The organism is Saccharibacillus sp. O23, assembly GCF_002205895.1.
Lineage (GTDB): Bacteria > Bacillota > Bacilli > Paenibacillales > Paenibacillaceae > Saccharibacillus.
Window position 1 is genome coordinate 164,478 of the sequence record NZ_NJDE01000009.1, and the last position, 18,534, is coordinate 183,011.

21 protein-coding genes are annotated in these 18,534 nt (G+C 54.5%); 14 read left to right on the top strand and 7 right to left on the bottom strand.

Annotation, left to right across the window (positions count from 1 at the left end):
• Positions 1-81 precede the first annotated feature (81 nt).
• Complete coding sequence (locus CDO73_RS12730; RefSeq protein WP_088488897.1) at positions 82-1,569, top strand: methyl-accepting chemotaxis protein; 1,488 nt, start codon at positions 82-84, stop codon at positions 1,567-1,569.
• Between the two features lie 172 nt (positions 1,570-1,741).
• Here CDO73_RS12730 and CDO73_RS12735 read toward each other — a convergent pair whose 3' ends face one another.
• Positions 1,742-3,094 (bottom strand): MATE family efflux transporter, encoded by a 1,353-nt coding sequence (locus tag CDO73_RS12735; protein WP_088488898.1) that lies wholly within the window; start codon positions 3,092-3,094, stop codon positions 1,742-1,744.
• A 179-nt stretch (positions 3,095-3,273) separates the two neighbouring features.
• On the opposite strand from CDO73_RS12735, the gene CDO73_RS12740 reads away from it, so the two are divergent.
• Positions 3,274-3,951 carry a TetR/AcrR family transcriptional regulator gene (locus tag CDO73_RS12740; protein WP_088488899.1) on the top strand — a complete coding sequence of 226 codons (678 nt, stop codon included), beginning with the start codon at positions 3,274-3,276 and terminating at the stop codon, positions 3,949-3,951.
• Positions 3,948-4,667, top strand: coding sequence for an SDR family NAD(P)-dependent oxidoreductase (locus tag CDO73_RS12745; RefSeq protein ID WP_088488900.1), 720 nt, complete (start codon positions 3,948-3,950; stop codon positions 4,665-4,667). The genes CDO73_RS12740 and CDO73_RS12745 overlap by 4 nt, the downstream gene beginning before the upstream one ends.
• 120 nt (positions 4,668-4,787) lie before the next feature.
• On the opposite strand, the gene CDO73_RS12750 is transcribed toward CDO73_RS12745, so the two are convergent.
• The 3 genes from CDO73_RS12750 to CDO73_RS12760 form a co-directional block, all read right to left on the bottom strand.
• Entirely contained in the window at positions 4,788-5,390 is a 603-nt protein-coding gene (locus CDO73_RS12750) for a YjgB family protein (protein WP_088488901.1), read from the bottom strand.
• A 59-nt stretch (positions 5,391-5,449) separates the two neighbouring features.
• Positions 5,450-6,037 (bottom strand): TetR/AcrR family transcriptional regulator, encoded by a 588-nt coding sequence (locus tag CDO73_RS12755; RefSeq protein WP_088488902.1) that lies wholly within the window; start codon positions 6,035-6,037, stop codon positions 5,450-5,452.
• Between the two features lie 121 nt (positions 6,038-6,158).
• Positions 6,159-6,707, bottom strand: a complete 549-nt coding sequence (locus CDO73_RS12760; RefSeq protein WP_088488903.1) for a TetR/AcrR family transcriptional regulator — start codon at positions 6,705-6,707, stop codon at positions 6,159-6,161.
• 203 nt (positions 6,708-6,910) lie between these two features.
• Between CDO73_RS12760 and CDO73_RS12765 the strand changes: the two genes are divergently transcribed.
• Positions 6,911-7,582 carry an NAD(P)-dependent oxidoreductase gene (locus CDO73_RS12765; protein ID WP_088488904.1) on the top strand — a complete coding sequence of 224 codons (672 nt, stop codon included), beginning with the start codon at positions 6,911-6,913 and terminating at the stop codon, positions 7,580-7,582.
• A gap of 22 nt (positions 7,583-7,604) precedes the next feature.
• Here the strand turns inward: CDO73_RS12765 and CDO73_RS12770 are convergent, their stop codons facing one another.
• Entirely contained in the window at positions 7,605-8,438 is an 834-nt protein-coding gene (locus CDO73_RS12770) for a helix-turn-helix transcriptional regulator (protein WP_088488905.1), read from the bottom strand.
• Positions 8,439-8,564: 126 nt separating this feature from the next.
• Here CDO73_RS12770 and CDO73_RS12775 point away from each other — a divergent pair, with 126 nt between their 5' ends.
• The 6 genes from CDO73_RS12775 (at position 8,565) to CDO73_RS12800 (ending at position 12,906) form a co-directional block, all read left to right on the top strand.
• Positions 8,565-9,338 carry an SDR family NAD(P)-dependent oxidoreductase gene (locus CDO73_RS12775; RefSeq protein WP_088488906.1) on the top strand — a complete coding sequence of 258 codons (774 nt, stop codon included), beginning with the start codon at positions 8,565-8,567 and terminating at the stop codon, positions 9,336-9,338.
• Positions 9,339-9,546: 208 nt separating this feature from the next.
• A complete protein-coding gene (locus CDO73_RS12780) occupies positions 9,547-10,134 on the top strand; it encodes a TetR/AcrR family transcriptional regulator (RefSeq protein WP_088489133.1) in 588 nt (195 codons plus the stop codon).
• A 22-nt stretch (positions 10,135-10,156) separates the two neighbouring features.
• On the top strand, positions 10,157-10,978 hold the full coding sequence (locus CDO73_RS12785) for a substrate-binding periplasmic protein (RefSeq protein WP_088489134.1): 822 nt from the start codon (positions 10,157-10,159) through the stop codon (positions 10,976-10,978).
• Positions 10,979-11,020: 42 nt separating this feature from the next.
• Entirely contained in the window at positions 11,021-11,665 is a 645-nt protein-coding gene (locus CDO73_RS12790) for an amino acid ABC transporter permease (RefSeq protein WP_088488907.1), read from the top strand.
• A 16-nt stretch (positions 11,666-11,681) separates the two neighbouring features.
• Positions 11,682-12,428 carry an amino acid ABC transporter ATP-binding protein gene (locus CDO73_RS12795; RefSeq protein ID WP_088488908.1) on the top strand — a complete coding sequence of 249 codons (747 nt, stop codon included), beginning with the start codon at positions 11,682-11,684 and terminating at the stop codon, positions 12,426-12,428.
• Positions 12,429-12,471: 43 nt separating this feature from the next.
• Positions 12,472-12,906, top strand: coding sequence for an OsmC family protein (locus tag CDO73_RS12800; RefSeq protein WP_088488909.1), 435 nt, complete (start codon positions 12,472-12,474; stop codon positions 12,904-12,906).
• A gap of 69 nt (positions 12,907-12,975) precedes the next feature.
• Here the strand turns inward: CDO73_RS12800 and CDO73_RS12805 are convergent, their stop codons facing one another.
• Entirely contained in the window at positions 12,976-13,518 is a 543-nt protein-coding gene (locus CDO73_RS12805; RefSeq protein ID WP_088488910.1) for an NAD(P)H-dependent oxidoreductase, read from the bottom strand.
• A 200-nt stretch (positions 13,519-13,718) separates the two neighbouring features.
• Here CDO73_RS12805 and CDO73_RS12810 point away from each other — a divergent pair, with 200 nt between their 5' ends.
• A complete protein-coding gene (locus CDO73_RS12810) occupies positions 13,719-14,090 on the top strand; it encodes a winged helix-turn-helix transcriptional regulator (protein WP_088488911.1) in 372 nt (123 codons plus the stop codon).
• A gap of 81 nt (positions 14,091-14,171) precedes the next feature.
• Here CDO73_RS12810 and CDO73_RS12815 read toward each other — a convergent pair whose 3' ends face one another.
• On the bottom strand, positions 14,172-15,101 hold the full coding sequence (locus CDO73_RS12815) for a VanZ family protein (RefSeq protein WP_088488912.1): 930 nt from the start codon (positions 15,099-15,101) through the stop codon (positions 14,172-14,174).
• A 233-nt stretch (positions 15,102-15,334) separates the two neighbouring features.
• Between CDO73_RS12815 and CDO73_RS12820 the strand changes: the two genes are divergently transcribed.
• The 3 genes from CDO73_RS12820 to CDO73_RS12830 all read left to right on the top strand — a co-directional run bounded on the left by CDO73_RS12820 (position 15,335) and on the right by CDO73_RS12830 (position 18,338).
• Positions 15,335-16,078 (top strand): hypothetical protein, encoded by a 744-nt coding sequence (locus CDO73_RS12820; protein WP_088488913.1) that lies wholly within the window; start codon positions 15,335-15,337, stop codon positions 16,076-16,078.
• A 194-nt stretch (positions 16,079-16,272) separates the two neighbouring features.
• Entirely contained in the window at positions 16,273-16,974 is a 702-nt protein-coding gene (locus CDO73_RS12825; protein WP_088488914.1) for a response regulator transcription factor, read from the top strand.
• 2 nt (positions 16,975-16,976) lie between these two features.
• Entirely contained in the window at positions 16,977-18,338 is a 1,362-nt protein-coding gene (locus tag CDO73_RS12830) for a sensor histidine kinase (RefSeq protein ID WP_088488915.1), read from the top strand.
• Positions 18,339-18,534: the final 196 nt, after the last annotated feature.

Genomic DNA, 18,534 nt, shown 5'->3' on the forward strand with positions numbered 1-18,534 from the left:
ATCCGGAAGGAATCGTTTTACCGAAAACGTTCTACACCAAAAAAAGAAATTCGATCATGACGCAAAGGACGGAATCGGAAAATGGATCGTAAAGACATTATTCTTTGGAAACGCAACAAATTGGTGAGTTACATGATGTGGGCCATTCTCTCGATCAGTACGGGGTTGGCTTTCGTTGTGCCGGAAGTCTGGCCGGTCGTATTGATCTCGATGATCATCCCGTTGGGTGTCACGATCGCTAACTTCACCAAAAAAGGCATCCGGGTCATTCCTTGGATCGTCACGGTATGGATCGTTTTGAGCGCAATCGGAATCAATCTGGAACAGATCAACTTCGTACAGGGCATTCTGATCCTGCTGCCTCTGCTGCTGTACCCGAACAGCAAACATTACAATATCTCTTTCGCGATAACGCTGGTTTATTTTATCGTTCATATGATCCTCAAGCCTGCGTCGGACTCGGCCGTTTTATTTAACGATCTGACGAATTTGAGCATGTTCGCGGTGTCGGGAATCATCTTGATCACGGTATCGCGCGTGAACAAAAAGCTGTTCCTGAACGGCGAGAAGCGCCGGGAAGAAATCGAGCAGTCTCAAGCGCGCGTCGAAGCCATGCTGGATCGCGTCAAAGAATCGGTCGAAGGCTTGACGGTATTCACGGACGGATTCAAGCAGAAAGTGAATAACACCGTCGCGATCTCGGACGAGATCACGGTGGGCTTCGGCGAAGTTGCGCGAGGCGTCGAAGTACAGGCGGCCAGCGTGGCGGAAATCTCGGAATCGCTGGCTCTGACGGACGCCCATATTCGGGACGTGGCGGCTTATTCGCAGCAAATGAAAGACATCTCTGCGGATATGGCGGGAAGCACGCAGGTCGGAAGTTCGAAGATGGATATGCTGAACACGCGAATGGACAGCCTGTACGACGCTATGAAGACGGCTGCTCACGATATGCAGAGTTTCAGTCAAGAAAGCGAATCGATGACCGCGATCCTGAACGGCATCTCCGATATCGCCCGCCAAACGAATCTGCTCGCGCTGAACGCGGCGATCGAAGCGGCGCGGGCGGGCGAGCACGGCAAAGGATTCGCGGTGGTTTCCGACGAAGTCCGCAAGCTTGCCGAGCATTCCGGACAGTCGGCGACGGACGTTGCCGCGATCCTCGCGCGTCTTCAAGGACGCACGCACGAACTGACCGAGCGTTTCGATACGATGCGCGCTTCGCTCGAAGAAAGCAGGGACGTGGTGCATACGGCCGAGCAAGCGTTCCGCGCGATCGACGCAAGCTCCCGCGACGTGCTGACGCAGGCTTCGCATATCGAAAGCAGCTCCGTGACGATGAAAGATTCTTCCGAACATGTGGTGGGCGAAGTCACGGAGATCTCCGGCCTGACCGAGCAATCCAGCGCCGCGGCGGAAGAGATTTTGGCCGGCATGGACGAACAGCGCAACCTCACGAAACAGATGGTCGACAGTTTCCGCGAACTCGAAAGCCTGATCGTCGGACTCAGCGAGCTGGTCTCTTCTTCCGATGACAGCGAGACTCGGAAACTGCCGGAAACTGCGTAAACCGCAGCCTGAAGGTAAAGGGAACTCTACTGCGCGCAGGACGAGTCAATCGGAATAACGAAGCGAAAAAGCCCGCGAAAAACGCGGGCTTTTTTTGTGAACAAATTTAAACCTACAGATGCGAACTGCTCAGCGGATTTTATTCTTTTGCCTATCCACTCTAAACGCCGTTTCACTGCGTCAGCGCCTCCAGATCCGGCTGCAGCTTGTGACGCAGCGCGATCAGCATCAGCCCGCCGACGACGAACGCGACGGCGTCGGCAATGACGAGCGACCAGACGACGCCGTGGAAGCCGTGCAGCTGATTGGCGATGTAGAGCGTCGGAATCAGCGTCACGCCCTGTATGATCGACATGACGAAGGCGGCGGTTCCCTGCGCGGTCGCTTGGAAGATGCCGGTAAACAGAGTGGTCGCTCCCGAAATGAACAGGGACAGGAACGTGACGTTCAGGATATAGCTGCCCATCTCGATCAGCTGCGGGTCGTTCGTGAACAAGCCGATCAGATTATCGGAGATCAGGTAAACGATGATCCCGAAAGCGAACGCCAAGGCGATCATCATTTTGATCGTAAAGCCGATGGTCTGCTTCATGCGCAGCCGGTTCGCGGTGAACGTGAACGCGATCAACGGCACGACGCCTTCGCAGAGTCCCATCAGAATGAATTCGGGGAACTGGAGCAGGCGCGACGAGATGCCGTAAGCGGCCGCCGCCTGATCGCCGTACCCGATCAGAAAAAGATTCAGGATAAGCGACATCGCGCCCAGAAACAGACTCATGACGAACACGGGTACGCCGATTTTGAACACGTTGCTCATGATCTCCTTCGTCGCTTTGAACCATTTGGGCGAGAGAGTCAGGAACCGGCTTTTGGCCCCGATATGAAAAGCATAATAGCCGCTTGCCACCAAGTTGGACACGACCGTGGCCGACGCGACCCCGATCACTCCCCAATGCAGCACGAAGATCACCAGCGCATCGAGCGCGATATTCACGACCACGCTCAAGATCATCCCGATCATCGAAGCGATAGCCGCGCCTTCCGCGCGCACGACATTTTCCAAAGCGAAGAACAAGACGACGATCGGCGAACCGATCAGCATAACGATGACGTAATCTTTGGTGAAACCGAAGGAGTCGGGGGTGGCGCCCAGACCGTGAACGATCGGATCAATCAGCAGGAGGCCCGCCGCCATCGCGATCAGACCGAGAAACAGACTGCCGTAAAAAGCGAAAGAAGAGACATGCTTGACGTCGTCGTACCGTTTCTCGCCGAGCAGACGGGAGATGAAAGTGCCGCTGCCCATACCGATCAGATTGCCCAGTGCCATGATGAGCGCGAACAGCGGAAGCGTCAGCGCAAGAGCGGTCAGCATCGCCGTATTGTGGAGAGTACCGAGGAAATAAGCGTTCAAAATCGAATAAATCACGCTCATCGACATGCCCAGCATCATAGGTAAGGAAAAATGGGCGACGGCTTTGGCGATCGGTGCTTTTTCGAAATAATGCAGATTTTCTGCGTCCATGGAAATCCCGGCTTTCTTCGTTTGATTGAGGGGGTTGACTAAATACGACGGACATCCGAACCGACTGTCTAACGGTGTTAGTTTGTACCTTACAGTGTTAGATGATATCATGCGTATAGGGTGTTGTAAAGCACAAACTTACACTGTTAGATAAAAATTTCGATAAAAGGACGGGTCCGATGAAAAAGCAGCCGCTTCAAATTTCGGAAGACAAAATTTTGGAAGCTTCTTGGGCGCTCTTGGAGGAAGGAACGATCGAGAAATTCAGTATGCGCAAGCTGGCCGATCGCTTGGGGATTCAGGCTCCTTCCCTATACTGGTACTTCAAAAGCAAGCAGGATCTTTATCAGCGTTTGGCCAATCAAATCTCCAAGATGATCGTGGACGAATTTCGCGCCGAAGGAGACTGGAAAAAGCAGCTTACGGATCTGACGGTTACGATGCGCGATGTGCTCGGCCGCTATCCTTGTTCGGCGCAGCTCATGATGATCACGCTGCCGCATGAACCCGATACGATCCGGTTCACGAATCGGCTGCTGCTCTGTTTCGAGTCGTCGCCGCTTGAGCCGGAGCAGAAATTTCAGGCGACTCTGACCTTGACCAACTATGTGCTTCATTTCGTGATGGACAAGGAACAGCATCAACGCAACATCGAAGCCGTGCTCGAGGAACGGGGAGAAGTTCCGTACGGCGAGATGAACACGCTTCTGGATACGATGAGCGAAGAGGATGCGGGGTTGTTCCGGAGACTGTTCAGAAACGGCATATTCGAGCTGATGGGGAGCGACGAAGCGTTTGATTTCGGGATAAAGCTGATTTTGCTCGGGATCGAGCATATAAAGGAGAACCAACGATGAAAAGTTACTTGATCTTCGGAGCCAGCCAAGGACTCGGAGACGCTTTTGCCAGAGGCCTCGTTAAGAGCGGGGATAAAATGTGGTTGGTCTCGCGAAGCCGTCCGTCCAGCCTCGATCTGGAAGACGGCGCGGAAAGAATCTGGATTCCGGCCGACTTGTCCCAACCGGAAGCCGCCGATACGATTTTCGAGTACGTTCGACAAGAGCGGCTGGACGTGGCCGTTTACAATGTGGGCATTTGGGAAAAAGAAGGGTTCGAAGAGCACTACAGCTTCGATCGCGACGAGCCTGAGCATATCAGCCGCATGATTCAGACCAATATTACGTCCGCGATCGTGTGCTTGCAGGGCCTGCTGCCGAATCTGCGTCAAGCGAATGCCGGCAAGATCATCCTGATCGGCTCGACGGCGGGATTGAGCAACGGCAACAATGCCCAAGTGACCTTCGTGGCTTCGAAATTCGCGATCCGCGGCATCGGCGAAGCGCTGCGCGAACATTTGCGTCAAGACCGGATCGCCGTCACCTGCATCAATCCGGGCGAGCTGGCTGCGGAAATTCCTTATGCGGCGGGGCGGGAGCGCGCATTGGAAGCTTATGGAGGGACGCGCATTCCTTTGCAGGACGTCGTCGATTTGACGAACTGCCTGATCGGTTTATCCGCGGCGGCCTGCGTCAAAGAGATTCACCTTCCGGCTATGGCCGATACCAACGCCTGATTTTGCTCGGAATTGAGCGGATAGGCAAAGAACGGAGGAGAAGATTTTCGGATTTTCGAAAAAGGAAAGAGCCCGCGTCGCCGCGGGCTCTTTTGCTGCTGATATTAATGAACGGCAAAATTATTTTTTCGACAAATTAATATGATCGAGATCGTTCGGGCTGTTATAAACGAATTCCAGCTTATAGTTACCTCGGTTATACGTGAGTTTGGTTTGCTTTTTGCCGCTGCTCGTTATCGTGGTTGCAGAGCTTGGGGCGTACCAGTTTTTTTGGAGTACACTCATCGTGATGCTGCCGATCGTCTGCTTGCGTTCTACCTGTGTACCGAGATAACGAATTTCTTTTAATACGTCAGACTTATCGTAGGATAGCGCATAACCGGGCGTGCCCATCTCGGCTTTATAGGTATCGTAGCCGGATGCGCTTGTACGCGGAGTACTCGGTTTTCCGTAGATTTTCATTGCCGAAGCCCGAGTCGTATCGCCTACAACGAGTTTATCGACAGGATTCCCATTTGCTTGCGGAAAATGTCCTTTCAGTGCCGGTTTATAAAGCTCCTTAAGCAGCTCTGCTCCATTCTGTTGCGCAGCCGAAGATGTGGCTGTCTGCGCATGAGTTGACGAAGGCCATACAGCAGTCGCTGCCGTAAGAGAACCTACTGCTACAATTCCAGCCATAGCAAGCTTAAGTCCGTTTGTCTGCATGTTTTTCAAAATATCCATAGATGATTCCTCCTTCAAATTCCCCTGTATCTGTATCTTCTGTATAGTCTAAAAAACCATTAAGGCTTTTTGATACCGTTATAAATAATGCGAATCATCTCGAGATTAGCATTATCGTCTAAAGGTGGTTTGCTGGATAGCATGCGTGCGCTGGAGGGGGAATAGAGCAGCTCTATCACAGGGTCGGCAGGGATTTGATCGTCCACCTCTCCACGCGCTGCCGCACGGTCCCAGATTACTCTACATTTGCTGAGCAATAAGTCATGCAGAGTATTTTGAAATGGCAGCAATAATTCCTGAGCACTCTGGCTCTCAATAATAATCTGCGCTAAAATATGACCTTCCTCGCTGGCATAAAACTGGTTCAACTTGCCGAACCAATCCGCACAATCGTCAACAAAATTTCCTTTGTCTTCGATAATTCCTTCTAACTGCACATGATACAAAAATGCATCCATAGACATCTGTACTTTGTCGTTCCACCAACGATAAATCGTGGCTTTGCTAACTCCTGCTTGTTCAGCGACTTTGTCGATCGTCATTTTGCGCAGGCCTTGCTCCTTTAACAATTTCATCGCAGCAACAAATATCGCTTGACGAGAATGTTGGCTTGGCGGTCTTCCGGGCTTGCGTTTTACATTGTCCATTTCGTGTCTCCTTTAATTAAGAAACGAAACGTCTTGTATATAATTTATAGCCTTGTTTAGGCTTTGTCAAACAAGACATATCGGATCTTTATTTGTTGAATGACTATCATCCCAGCGTCTCTCACTTAGGCGGCATCTCCGCTTCAAGATTCCGTTCCAACAACGCCCCGACCCGCTCTGCCATGAACGCAGGCGATAGGGGTTTTTCGTGTTTGAACCACCATTCCACGATCCCCACGATAGCGGCTCCCAGAAATTGCGTATCGACCGTCTCGCCGTCGGTTTGTTTCTCCCCTAACTCCTCAAGGAAAAAAGCAAGGAATCGATTATGGAAAAACAGGCTTCCTTTGCTCGCCAGCATCGCGGAAAAGAAAACGTAATGCTGTTCCAAATACTCGAACCACAGCAAAACGATCTCCTTATATTCGGCGTCCTCGTCCACCTGATCGCACAATTCCCGCAGCTCTCGGATATGCTCTTCGAGCAGTTTGTCCAGCAGATCGAATTTGTCCGCGTAATGCAGATAGACGGTTCTTCGGCTGACGTCGGCCCGATCCGAGATGTCCTGCAGCGTAATGCGGTCGAAGTTTTTTTCGATCATCAATTCGATTACGGCTTTTTTGATCGCTTCTTGCGATTTGCGTATTCTTCGATCTACGTTTGCTACCATATTCTCACCGCTTTTTCCGAAAATAAATGCACATTACCGCAGAAGTCGCGCATTAATGCGCGCAGCGCGATTGTTTGTCAATTGCGAGCTTTCTTTTCCTTTATACAATGATACATAGACGTTACTTAATACACTATTGTGCATTTATAGACGTGCGAAAGCAACAGAATTGCGAGAATGATCGATAAAAAGGAGCCGTACGAATGAAAATTGCGATTATCGGAGCAACGGGAGGAACCGGGAAATACGCGGTGGAAAGAGCGCTTGAACAGGGGCACGAGGTGATCGCCGTAGCTAGACGTCCGGAAGCCGTTCCTTCTGCCGAGCGGCTTACCGTCCGGCAAGGAGATGTGCTGAACGCGTCGAGTCTGGCCGCGGCCGTGGCCGGCGCGGATGCGGTCATCAGCTGCATCGGTCCGTCGAGCGGCGCCGCGCCCAGAGGAATTCTGAATACCCTCACGTCGAATTTCTCGCCGGGAACGGTCATGTCGGAGGGGATTCCGAACATCGTTGAAGCGTGTCGGCGCGCGGGCGTTAAGCGTTTCGTGATGCAGAGCGGGATCGGGTTGAGCAGCGGCCAAGAGCTATCCGCCGGCAATCGGTTGCTATTGGGCGTCAATCGCCGCGTCTTCTCGAAAGCGATCCGAGACAAAAGCGCGGCCGAGCAGGTCGTACGGCGAAGCGATTTGGAGTGGGTGATCGTAAGACCGGCAGGGCTGAGTCATACGGCTTCCGATCCGAACTATACCGCAGGCCCGTCGGCGCGCATCGCCCCGTTCCGACCGCTGCCGTTCGCGGATTGCGCCGACTGCCTGATCCGCGCCGCAGCGGCGGAGCCGGCATGGGTGGGACAAATCGTCAACGTCGGAAAATGATCGGCGAGTTTGCGTATACGGGCTAGTTGTACGTTTGAATCAAATAGGGCTGCAAACGCGCTTTGGTCTCCGGCAGCGGCATGTAGACCATCATTCGTTGATCCGGCTCGTTCGGGAATTGCAGCGTGATCTGATCGAATTCGAGCGCGCCCAACACGGGATGCAGCAGCTTTTTGTAACCATCCAGCGAGCTGGGCGCTTCGTGATGCTGCCACATTCGGCCGAAATCGGAACTGGCGTTTTTCAGATCTTCGATCAATCGGCCGAACGAAGCATCATGCAAGTAGCGGGCCCTGGAAGTGCGAAACTCGGCCACCATGCGCTGCGAGACTCTTTCCCAATCTTCGGATCCTTTTCGCCATACCGGATCGGTGAATTGTCGCCAGATCAGATTGCGAGGGTAAGGAGGCCGCGAACGCTCGATCTGAAAGATCGCTTCGGCTGCCGGATTCCAAGCGAGGAAGTCCCACTTTTTCCCGATCACGTAAGCCGGATTGACGTTCAGCTCGTTCATCATATTCCGAATCAGCGGGTTGATCGGTTCGTCGTCGATCGTCGGTTGAGCAGGCAAAGATTCGCCGCCGAGCATAAACAGATGCCGGCGTTCGTTGGGCGTTAACCGGAGGGCCGACGCCAAACTTTCCAGCACGCTCGCCGACGGATGAATATCGCGCCCTTGTTCGAGTCGGATATACCACGAGAGCCCGATATTGGCGATTGCCGCGACTTCTTCTCGCCGCAAGCCTTGGATTCGACGGCGGCTTCCGGACGCAAGGCCGACCTCGACCGGAGAAATCTTGGATCTGGCGTTTCGCAAAAAGTTGCCTAGCGCGAGTCGGCGTTCGTCGTCATTCACGTCGAGTCCTCCTTATCCTGTCACTCGAAAGCCTACCCTAAAGCAGGTTATCGTTGTCGCTTAATGCTCAAAGTATACTCAAGGCAGTTGACGCGTTCAACCATTTCGTATACGAGGAGAATGAAGATGACGACAACTTCGAATAACCGATTGGCCAACAAAGTAATCATGATCACCGGCGCAGGACGCGGGATCGGGGCGGAAGCGGCCCGACTTTTCGCCGGGCAAGGCGCTTCCGTCGTTTTGGCAGCCAGAACGGAAGCTCAATTGATCGCGGTCAGAGACGAGATTGCGGCATCGGGCGGAGAAGCGGCGTATTTTGCGGCAGATCTGTCGCAGGCAAGCAGCGTCGAACGGGCCGTGCGATTCACGGTAGAGCGATACGGACGGCTTGATGGCGCTTTTAACAATGCGGGAATAGCAATTAACGTAGCATCGCTGATCGATGAACAAGAAGAAGATTTCGACGTGATCCAATCCGTGAACTACAAAGGCGTTTGGTTATGCATGAAAGCTCAAATCAAAGCCATCCTCGAGACGGCAGGCAGCGGATCGATCGTCAACACGAGCAGCGTCGGAAGCCTGAAAGGCAACCCGGGCTTGGGCGCTTACGGAGCCGCCAAACGAGCGGTCAACAGCCTGACTCAAACGGCCGCCGTCGAATACGGACCTTCCGGAATCCGCGTCAACGCGATCGCTCCGGGAACGACGATGACCGATATGATTCAGCAATGGGTGTCGATCAATCCGGAGATTATCGAGCAGATCAGCGGCAAGACCCCTCTCCGGCGCGCCGCCGAACCGATCGAAATCGCGCAGGCGGCATCGTGGCTGTTGAGCGACGAGTCTTCTTTCGTAACCGGGGTCGTGCTGCCGGTAGACGGAGGGTTGAGCGCTTAAGCAGAATGAAAAAAGCCCGCGCCGGACGCGGGCTTTTTCTTGGGGTGCTTTTTCTTAAAAGAAATCCACTTGACAATACCTGAGTTATCCCATAGGATTTAAAAATAAATACTGACTGACTCGTCAATCGGGAGGGAGATGCAGATTGCCTAACGAGGAATCGAATGAGGAAAAAGGCAAAGAATCGATCGATCGAAAAGCGCAGTTGATGGAGATCGCGTTGGAGAAGTTCGCCAGACTCGGCTACCATCAAACGAAAATATCCGACATCGTCTCCGAAGCGGGCGTCGCGCAGGGCACGTTCTACTGGCATTTCAAAAGCAAAGAAGCGATCGGGCTGGAGATTATCGAGCAGGGCAAAGAGCGTCTGCTTCAGGTGATCGACCGAGGCTATCGGCAGGATCCCGGCGATCTCGAGGATATGGTGCAGGCTTCGGAAGCTTTGTTTCTCCGATTGTTCGGGTTCGCCGAGCAGAATCGCCATCTGATGGAGATCCTGCTGATGGGCAACGGAGCGGATCAGACGATCCGGCAGAGCATTTCCGCTGCGCGGAACGCGATGGAACAAGGCTTCAGGCGCAATATTCGCCGAGCGAAAGAGCTGCATATGCTGCCGGAGAGCATCGATGTCGAGCTTCGCGCCGCTCTCTTGATGAGCATGTGCGAAGGGCTGCTGTCGCGCTGGCTGTTCGATTCGGGCGATATGCACAGTAAGATTGTCGAGTCGACCGCCGAACAGTTGGCGAGCGAATTGGCGAATTTCGAGTTCTACGGATTGATGGGAAAATCAAGATAACGATAAGGGGATAAACAAGATGATGAAACGTAAATTGGCGGGCCTTACACTCGCGACATTGACTTCGCTGAGCTTGGTGCTGAGCGCATGCGGAGGAGGAGGTTCGAATTCGGGGACGGCATCCGCGAACGAATTGGAGCAGATCAAAAAAGACGGCGTGATCAAGGTCGGCACGATGGGCACTTATCCGCCTTATACGTTCTTGAACGAACAAAAAGAAGTCGACGGTTTCGATCCGGATATCGCCAAAGAAATCGCCAAGCGGATCGGAGTCAAAGCGGAATTCACGACGCAGGAATTCTCCGGCTTGATCCCGAGCCTGCAAGCCAAAAAGTTCGACGTCGTGGTCAGCCAAGTGACGATTACCGACGAACGCAAAAAACAAATCGATTTCACGGACGGTTACATCACCAACGAAGTCAAGATCATCGTGAACGAAAACAATAACGACATTACCAAGCTGGAAGACTTCAAAGGGAAAAAGGTCGGCGTGGGACTCGGCACCAACGACGAAACGTATCTGCGCACCGAAGTGCTGCCGAAAGTCGGCGATTTCGACATCAAGACTTACGACGACGTCATTACGTCGCTGAAAGATCTGGATGCGGGCCGTATCGACGCGACGATCAACAATCTGTACGCGCTCAAGCCGATCGTGGACGAGAACGGGTTCAAGATCAAAGCCGTAGGCGAACCGATCAAATCGGACGAAGCCGGCATCGCTCTTCGCAAAGACAACGCCGAGCTGCAAGAAGCGATGAACAAAGCGCTGGCGGACATGAAGTCGGACGGCACGTACGATACGATCTTCAAAAAATGGTTCGGCGAAGCGCCGTCCAAATAAACGTCGAAACACTCGCCCTCCGGCAGAAAGGCGGTAGAATTCATGCAGCTCGTGTTCGATAATCTGCCCTTCTTGCTGAAGGGCGCAGGTTTTACCTTATTGCTGACAATCGTCTCAATGTTCTTCGGACTGATCATCGGATTGGTCGTCGCGATCGCCAGACTCAAAGGCAATCGGCCGATCCGCTGGTTGGCCCGCGTGTACGTCTCGATCATCCGGGGCACGCCGCTTCTGGTGCAGATCGTCATTATTTATTACGGCGTCGTGGATTACGGCATTACGCTCGGTTCGCTCACGGCTGCTTATATCGCGCTCAGCGTAAACGCCGGCGCTTATCTGTCCGAGACGTTTCGCGGCGCGATTCTCTCGGTTCCCAAAGGACAGTTGGAAGCCGCTTATTCGACCGGAATGACGCCGTGGCAGGCGATGCGCCGCGTCGTGCTCCCTCAAGCGATGCGTATCGCGATCCCGCCGATGGGCAATACGTTTATCGGGATGCTGAAGGAAACGTCGCTTGTGTCAGTCATTACAGTCAGCGAACTGCTTCGCCAAGCGCAGCTGCTGATCGCGCAGTATTATCAATACATGCCTTTTTATCTGGCGATCGGCGTCATCTATTGGGTGATGAGCACCGGATTGTCGTTCATTCTGGAACGCTTCGAACGCCGGTTATCCAAAGCTTACTGAACATGGAGATGACGCGATGATCACGACGACAGGTTTGTCCAAACATTTTCAGAATCTCGAAGTGCTCAAAAGCATCGATCTTCAAGTCGCCGCGCGCGATATCGTGGTCGTCTTGGGACCGAGCGGCTCGGGCAAAAGTACGCTGCTGCGCTGCCTGAACGGTCTGGAAGACATCTCCGGCGGCAGTTTCGAAGTGAACGGAATTCGCGTGGACGCTTCGGCTTCCAAGCGCGCGCGCCAGCAGGCGACGCGGGAGATTCGCAGACAGAGCGGCATGGTGTTCCAGCAGTTCAATCTCTATCCGCATATGACGGCGCTCGGCAACGTGACCGAAGGTCTGGTTACGGTGAAAAAGCTGCCTAAAGAGCAGGCTGTCGCGATCGGCCGCAAACTGCTCGACCGCGTCGGGCTTGCGGAGCGGGAAGATTATTATCCGTCCCGTCTCTCGGGCGGGCAGCAGCAGCGGGTCGCGATCGCGCGCTCGCTGGCGATGGAACCGGCCGTCATGCTGTTCGACGAACCGACTTCCGCGCTGGACCCCGAATTGGTCGGCGAAGTGCTCAGCGTCATGAGGGAGCTGGCTCAAGAAGGCATGACCATGCTGGTCGTGTCGCACGAGATGAAATTCGCCCGCGAAGTGGCAAGCAAAGTCGTCCTGATGGCCGAAGGGAATATTGTCGAAGAAGCGGCTCCGCAGCGCTTTTTCGAAGATCCGCAGCAGGAACGGACACGGAAGTTCCTGCGTCAAATCAATGAAATTTAAGTCAAAGTAAAGTTTAAGCATGAAGAAAGAAGGTTAGCTTATCATGAACGTATCGACAATCTGGAAAGGCGGCCGCAAGTTCGATTCGACCGGGCCGTCCGGTTATTCCGTAGGCATGGACGCGACGCCGAAATACGGCGGAAACGGCGAAGGCATGACGCCGATGGAGCTGCTGCTGGCCGGACTCGGCGGCTGCATGGGGATCGACATCACGATGATTTTGGACCGGTTTTTGTCCGACATCAGCCGGATCGAGATCCAAGCGGACGGAACGCGCAAAGAAACGAATCCTTCGGGCTTCACGTCGATCGATCTGTTTTTCCGTATCGACGGGACCGTTCCCGATTACCGGATCTGGAAAGCGCTGCTGATGGCCGAAGAGAAATACTGCGCGGTCTCCGACTCGCTCAAAGCGGACATTAACCTGCGTCTGATCCTGAACGGGGTCGAAGTGCCGAAACCGGAGAAAGCGGTCTGAGCCGTTCTTTCATCCCAAAGCCGCCGGCGTTTATCTACGCTGACGGCTTTTTTTCGTTTGCTCCCCGAATCAGATCGATTCGCAAGCCGCTCCGGCCCTATTCGATACATACTCGACATAAGCCGCCGCGCTGTTTTCAACCTCTTGATCGCTCACCCGGAACGAAGCGCCGAACAAAGCGAAAGGCGGCAGTTCGATCGCGCCGACATGGCGGAGGCTGGCTTTGAACGGAGCGAGGATCTGGTCGACGGTGAAGGAGACGCCGCCTTCCGGCAGATAATTGGCCTTTTGGTCTCCGATCGAGATCGCCGTTCCGATCGATTTGCCGCGAAGTTTGGTACCGCTCGAGCCGTAAGTCCATACGTCGTCGAACCACTTTTTGAGCAGAGGCGGGCAGCTGTACCAATAAAGCGGAAACTGCAAGATGACGCGGTCGTATCGTTCCAGCCGTTCTTGTTCCTGCCACACATCGATCTGCCAATCGGAATAGGCGGCGTATAATTCGTGTACGTCGATCCGATCCGAATGCCGCAGCAGTTCTTCGCGCCAACGGCGGTTCACGCGGGACGTTTCGATATTCGGATGAGCGAGGATCACCAGAGTTTTGTTCATGGTCGAGTCTCCTTTGGTTCGATCATTATTGTGGATCATTGCGGGATGCCGCTTATTATGCACCCGATTCGGCTGGATGAAAATACGCACAATGAAGTAAGAAGCTTACCTCAAGGTACGTACTGGACCGGGTATACGAACGATGGGATAATAGACTTTTACGGGAACGTCGGCAGCGGCAAACGGAGGTGGGGACGAAGATGAAAACCTATAATATGGGGATCGAAGCCACGCTCGAAATCATCGGAGGCAAATGGAAAGCGCTGATTATCTGCCTGCTGATGACCGGCGTGAAGCGGACGGGCGAACTTCGCCGCGGCATTGAAGGCATCTCGGAGAAAGTGTTGATCCAGCAGCTTCGCGAACTGGAACGGGACGGGCTGGTCGAACGCAAAGTATACGAGCAGATGCCGCCCAAGGTCGAATACCGGCTGACGGCATACGGCGTGACCGCGAACGAGATCGTGGCGGTGATGTGCCGTTGGGGCACGGAAAATATCCGGATGAGGCAGCAGCGCGGAGAAGCGATCGAATGGACGGAGACCCGCGAAGAATCGGAAGAAGCCGAATAAGAGTTTTACGCAAAAAAACAAGCGATCTCGCACCGGAAGACGGGCGGATCGCTTTTTTGTTAGGGGCGGAGCGGGATCGGATTACTGCCAGAAATACTGCATCTTTCGATAACCGACGTCCCATACTTTCTCGCTGCCTTCCACGGTGATCGTCAGCACGCCGCCTTTTTCGAACTCCCATTCGAAAGTCTGAGGCGTATGGCCTTGATATTCTTCGGAATTGGAGAGAATCTCTCGGCCGTCCACGGAAGCGCTGATCGAGCCTTTGAACTCGGCGCCGTCGGGGATACCGTATTGCAAACTAAACCGAAGTTCTTCGGGATCTAAACGATACGTGTACGTTTGCTTGGACGAAGCTCCGGAATCGTAAAGGTTGAATTCGGGAACGATCTGCCGACCTCCGATTTCGAAAGGCTTAAGCTTCTCGCTTGCTGCCGCTTCCGGACTGCCGCCTTCCCGTTCGGTGACGGCCGTGAACGGTGCGGGAGTTTTGGCGAACGCTTTGTCGATTCCGAAGCCGACGCCCCATACGCCGATGAACAGCACGGCTACGGACAGGCATGCCAGCATGACTTTTCGCCGCATATCCGGTCCGCGAACCGCCATCCGGTAAGCCGCGAATCCGATGCACGCGCCGAGCGTATTGCGCAAGACGTCGTCCACATCGAAACTGCCGAGGAACGTTAACGCTTGAATCGTCTCCAGAACGAGAATGGCTAAGACGAATCCGATCAGGAAACGAACGAACGTCATCGGGCGCAGCAAAGGAATCAGGATGCCGAACGGAACGAACGCCGCGATATTTCCGATGCTGACCAGATCCATCACGGTCGGCGGCAGGAGATCGGGCAGATCGGGCAGTTTGAGGAAGTTGCCGGGTACCCAAATAAACGTGTAACTTCCGTCTCCTGCCCCGGAATCGGCCCGGCCGAAAGCGAAAAACATAAAATAAAGAATCAAAACGGTATAGATCAGAGTCGCTGCCCCGATCGTTTTGCGGGATTTAAACATCGTGGTCTCCTTTTTCAAACGGTTTTCAACAAACGGCGAAGAAGGTCCGGGAAAGGGCCTGTTTTCGCCTCTGTCGTAGAGACGGAACTTTCTCGCTTTTTGTATCGGATCGCGTACAGATTCGGCCTTTTTTCGTCCGTCTTTTTTTCATACAGTTTTCCCACACTTCTTCCGCAGAAATCCCGAACTTGGCTGATAAGCTAGAAACAAATCCGAACAAGAGGTGATTCCAAATGAAAAAATGGACAAAAAACGCAGCAGCCGTATTGACCGCAATCAGCTTGATGGGAGGAAGCGCAAGTGCTTTCGCGGCGAGCGCTCCGGCCAAACCGGTTACCACCGTTCCCGCCAAAACGACGACGTCCGCCGCTCCGGCAGCGACTAAAACGCCTACCGCTAAACCGGCTGCGACGACGACCAAACCGGCTGCCAAAACGAACACGGCCGCTCCTGCCAAAACGACGACGTCCGTCAAACCGGCCGCTGCGACTCATCAGACCGCTCCGGTGACCAAAGCTCCGGCCAAAACGACCGCCGCCAAGACTCCGGCAAGCACGAAGACGGCACCGAAAACCGCCGCTCACAAAACGACTTCGCACAAAACGGCGGCGCACAGCAAAAAAACACATAAGAAAGCTGCCCACAAAACCGCTAAGCACAAAAAAGCGGCTCACAAAAAGCTTCATCACAAAAAAGCGCATCACAAAGCGGCCGCGCACAAAAAAGCCGTTACTGCGAAACACGTAAAAGTTACAACGAAAAAAGCCAAAGCCGCTCGCGTGCTGACGAAAGCTCCGGTCAAAAGCGCAGCCGCAACGAAAGCCAAAGTCACGGCCGCTAAACCGGCAGTCGCGAAATCTTCGGTCAAAAGCGCGCCGAAAACCGTAAAACCGGTTGCGGGCAAAAAGGTAAAAACGACTCCGGCTGCCGCCAAAACGACCAAAACCGTAAAACCTGCCGCTAAAACCAAAAAGTAAGCCTTTTTTCGAGCGCAGACCGCACCCGGTCGCCGATCGCTCGGTCAGCGAAGCACCGTAAACGAGAGGCAGGAATCCAAATTGGATTCCCGCCTCTCGTTCTTTTATAGTAAAGATCAAGCAAGCTGCGTTTCCCGCGTTCCGACATACGGATCCGGCAGAGCGGCATGACCATAACCGGGGAGAGAAGACGTATGAGCAAAATTGCGGTAGTGGACGACGATCTGTTTATTCTTCAGCTGTTGTCCGAATATTTGCGAAAAGAAGGATACGAGGTCGCGTCGTTCTCGGACGGCCGGACGCTCTCGGCGCATATTCGCGGCGAGCGGCCGGATTGTCTGATTCTGGACATTATGATGCCCGGCATCGACGGATTGACGCTGCTGACCGAGCTGCGCACGTTCACGGAGATGCCGATCATCATGATCTCGGCGCGGGGCGAGGAGAGCGACCGGATTCAAGGACTGGAATTGGGATGCAGCGATTTTCTGAGCAAGCCTTTTAATCCGAGGGAGCTCGTGGGACGGGTCAAAGCGATGCTGCGTTTGACGCAGTCGTCGGGTTCGGCGGAAGCGGCGCGCAAAGAAAACCGGATCTGCACGGCGGGCAACGTCCGAATCGACCCCGAATTCCGTCAGGTCCGGATCGGTTCGACCGAGGTCGCGCTGACCTCCCGGGAGTTCGATCTGCTGCTGTTTCTCGCTTCGCATCCGGAACGTCCTTTCGAACGGGAGTATCTGATTCGGCAGGTCTGGAATTACGACTTCCTCGGCGATGTGCGCGTGGTCGACGATCTGGTCAAACGCGTCCGGCGCAAACTGGCGGAATACGCGTCTACTTTGCATATCGATACGGTCTGGGGATTCGGCTACAAAGCGTCGATTCGGCAGGTATAGCCATGCGGACCATTCGCGGGAAACTGCTGATCTCCATGTCGGCGGCGGTGCTGGTCACGATCGCGGTCACGCTCGGCTTGTTCGTCCGCCTGATCGACGACTTGATGATCAATCAGGTCAAAGTCCAACTGCACGGACAGGTTCGCAAAGCGCTGCACGTCCTAAACGACGGCGGGCTCGGCGAACTGGATCGCGTCGATTTCAATTACGTCGTGCGCGACGTCATGCTCGACGCGGATTATTTGATTCTCGACGATCAGCAGCGGGTCGTCAGCGCCAGCAATGCTTCGGAGATCGGCCAAACGCTGCATAACCCGGTCTACAACAACGAAGGAATCGGCAAGGTGGACGGCAGCAAAGTGCTGTATACGCAGGCCAAGCTCAACGATCTTCCGTACCGGATCTTCCTGTATTCGCCGATGTCGTCGGTGCGGGGGCTGTACGGTTCGATCCTGAGAACGACGCTGCTGTCCACGGCCGTCAGCTTCGTGATCATTCTGCTGATCGGCCTGCTGACCGTCTCGTATATCCTGAAGCCGCTGAACCGTCTGAAAGAAGCGGTCGACCGTTACGAGCCGGGCAGGCCGCAAGCCGACGCGCTGCCCGATGATCTGCCCGGCGAGATCGGCGATCTGGGCCGCACGTTCCGCTTTATGGCCGAACGGATCTCCGAACATCAGAAACATCAAGTCGAATTTCTGCAAAACGTCTCGCACGAGCTTCGGACGCCGCTGATGTCGATCGACGGTTACAGCTACGCGATCCGCGACGGGGTCGTCGATCAGGAAGAAGGCTTGGAAGTGATCGCGTCGCAGTCCCGGCGGATGGTCGAGATGGTCGACAAGCTGCTGACCTTATCCCGGCTGGAAGCGCTGGACGAGGCTTGGCCCACGCAGCCGATCGAACTCGACGCGCTCGTTCAGGAAGCGCTCGGCCTGATGCGGCCTGCGGCTTCGGCGCGGAGCTTGACCTTGTCGCTTGCGGGCGGGCCGCTAACCGTACGAACGACCGGCGAGCAGTTGTTTCGTCTGGTCTTGAATCTGCTGCAAAACGCGGTACGGCATACGCAAGCGGAAGTATCGGTCTTGTTGGAGCGAAAAGGCGACAGCGGCTGGATGCTGCATGTGGACGACGACGGTCCCGGACTCGCCGAAGACGAGGCGGAAGCCGTATTCAAGCGATTCTATACCGGCCGCAACGGGATTACCGGCCTCGGCCTCGCGATCAGCAGCCAGATCGCGCTGCGGCTAGGCGGCGAGCTGACCTACGCGAAGTCGCCGCTCGGCGGAGCGCGCTTCAGCTTGTCGCTTCCTTCGGGAGCGGAAGAAGAACAGGCGGATCGGCGCGATCGGCAGCAGGCATAGCCGCAGCTTCGCGATCGCATAACGCCGACCTCGATCGAAGCAAGCGGACAAAATGATGGACAAAACGAACGGACAAAACGAACAAAAAACGCGAAAAGCCCCGATCTTCCGTACGGAAGTCGGGGCTTTTCGCAGGGCAAGTCCGGAAGAATCGCGGAGCCGCCGCGTTTGAAAATGCGCGCGGCCCGCTCCCGAA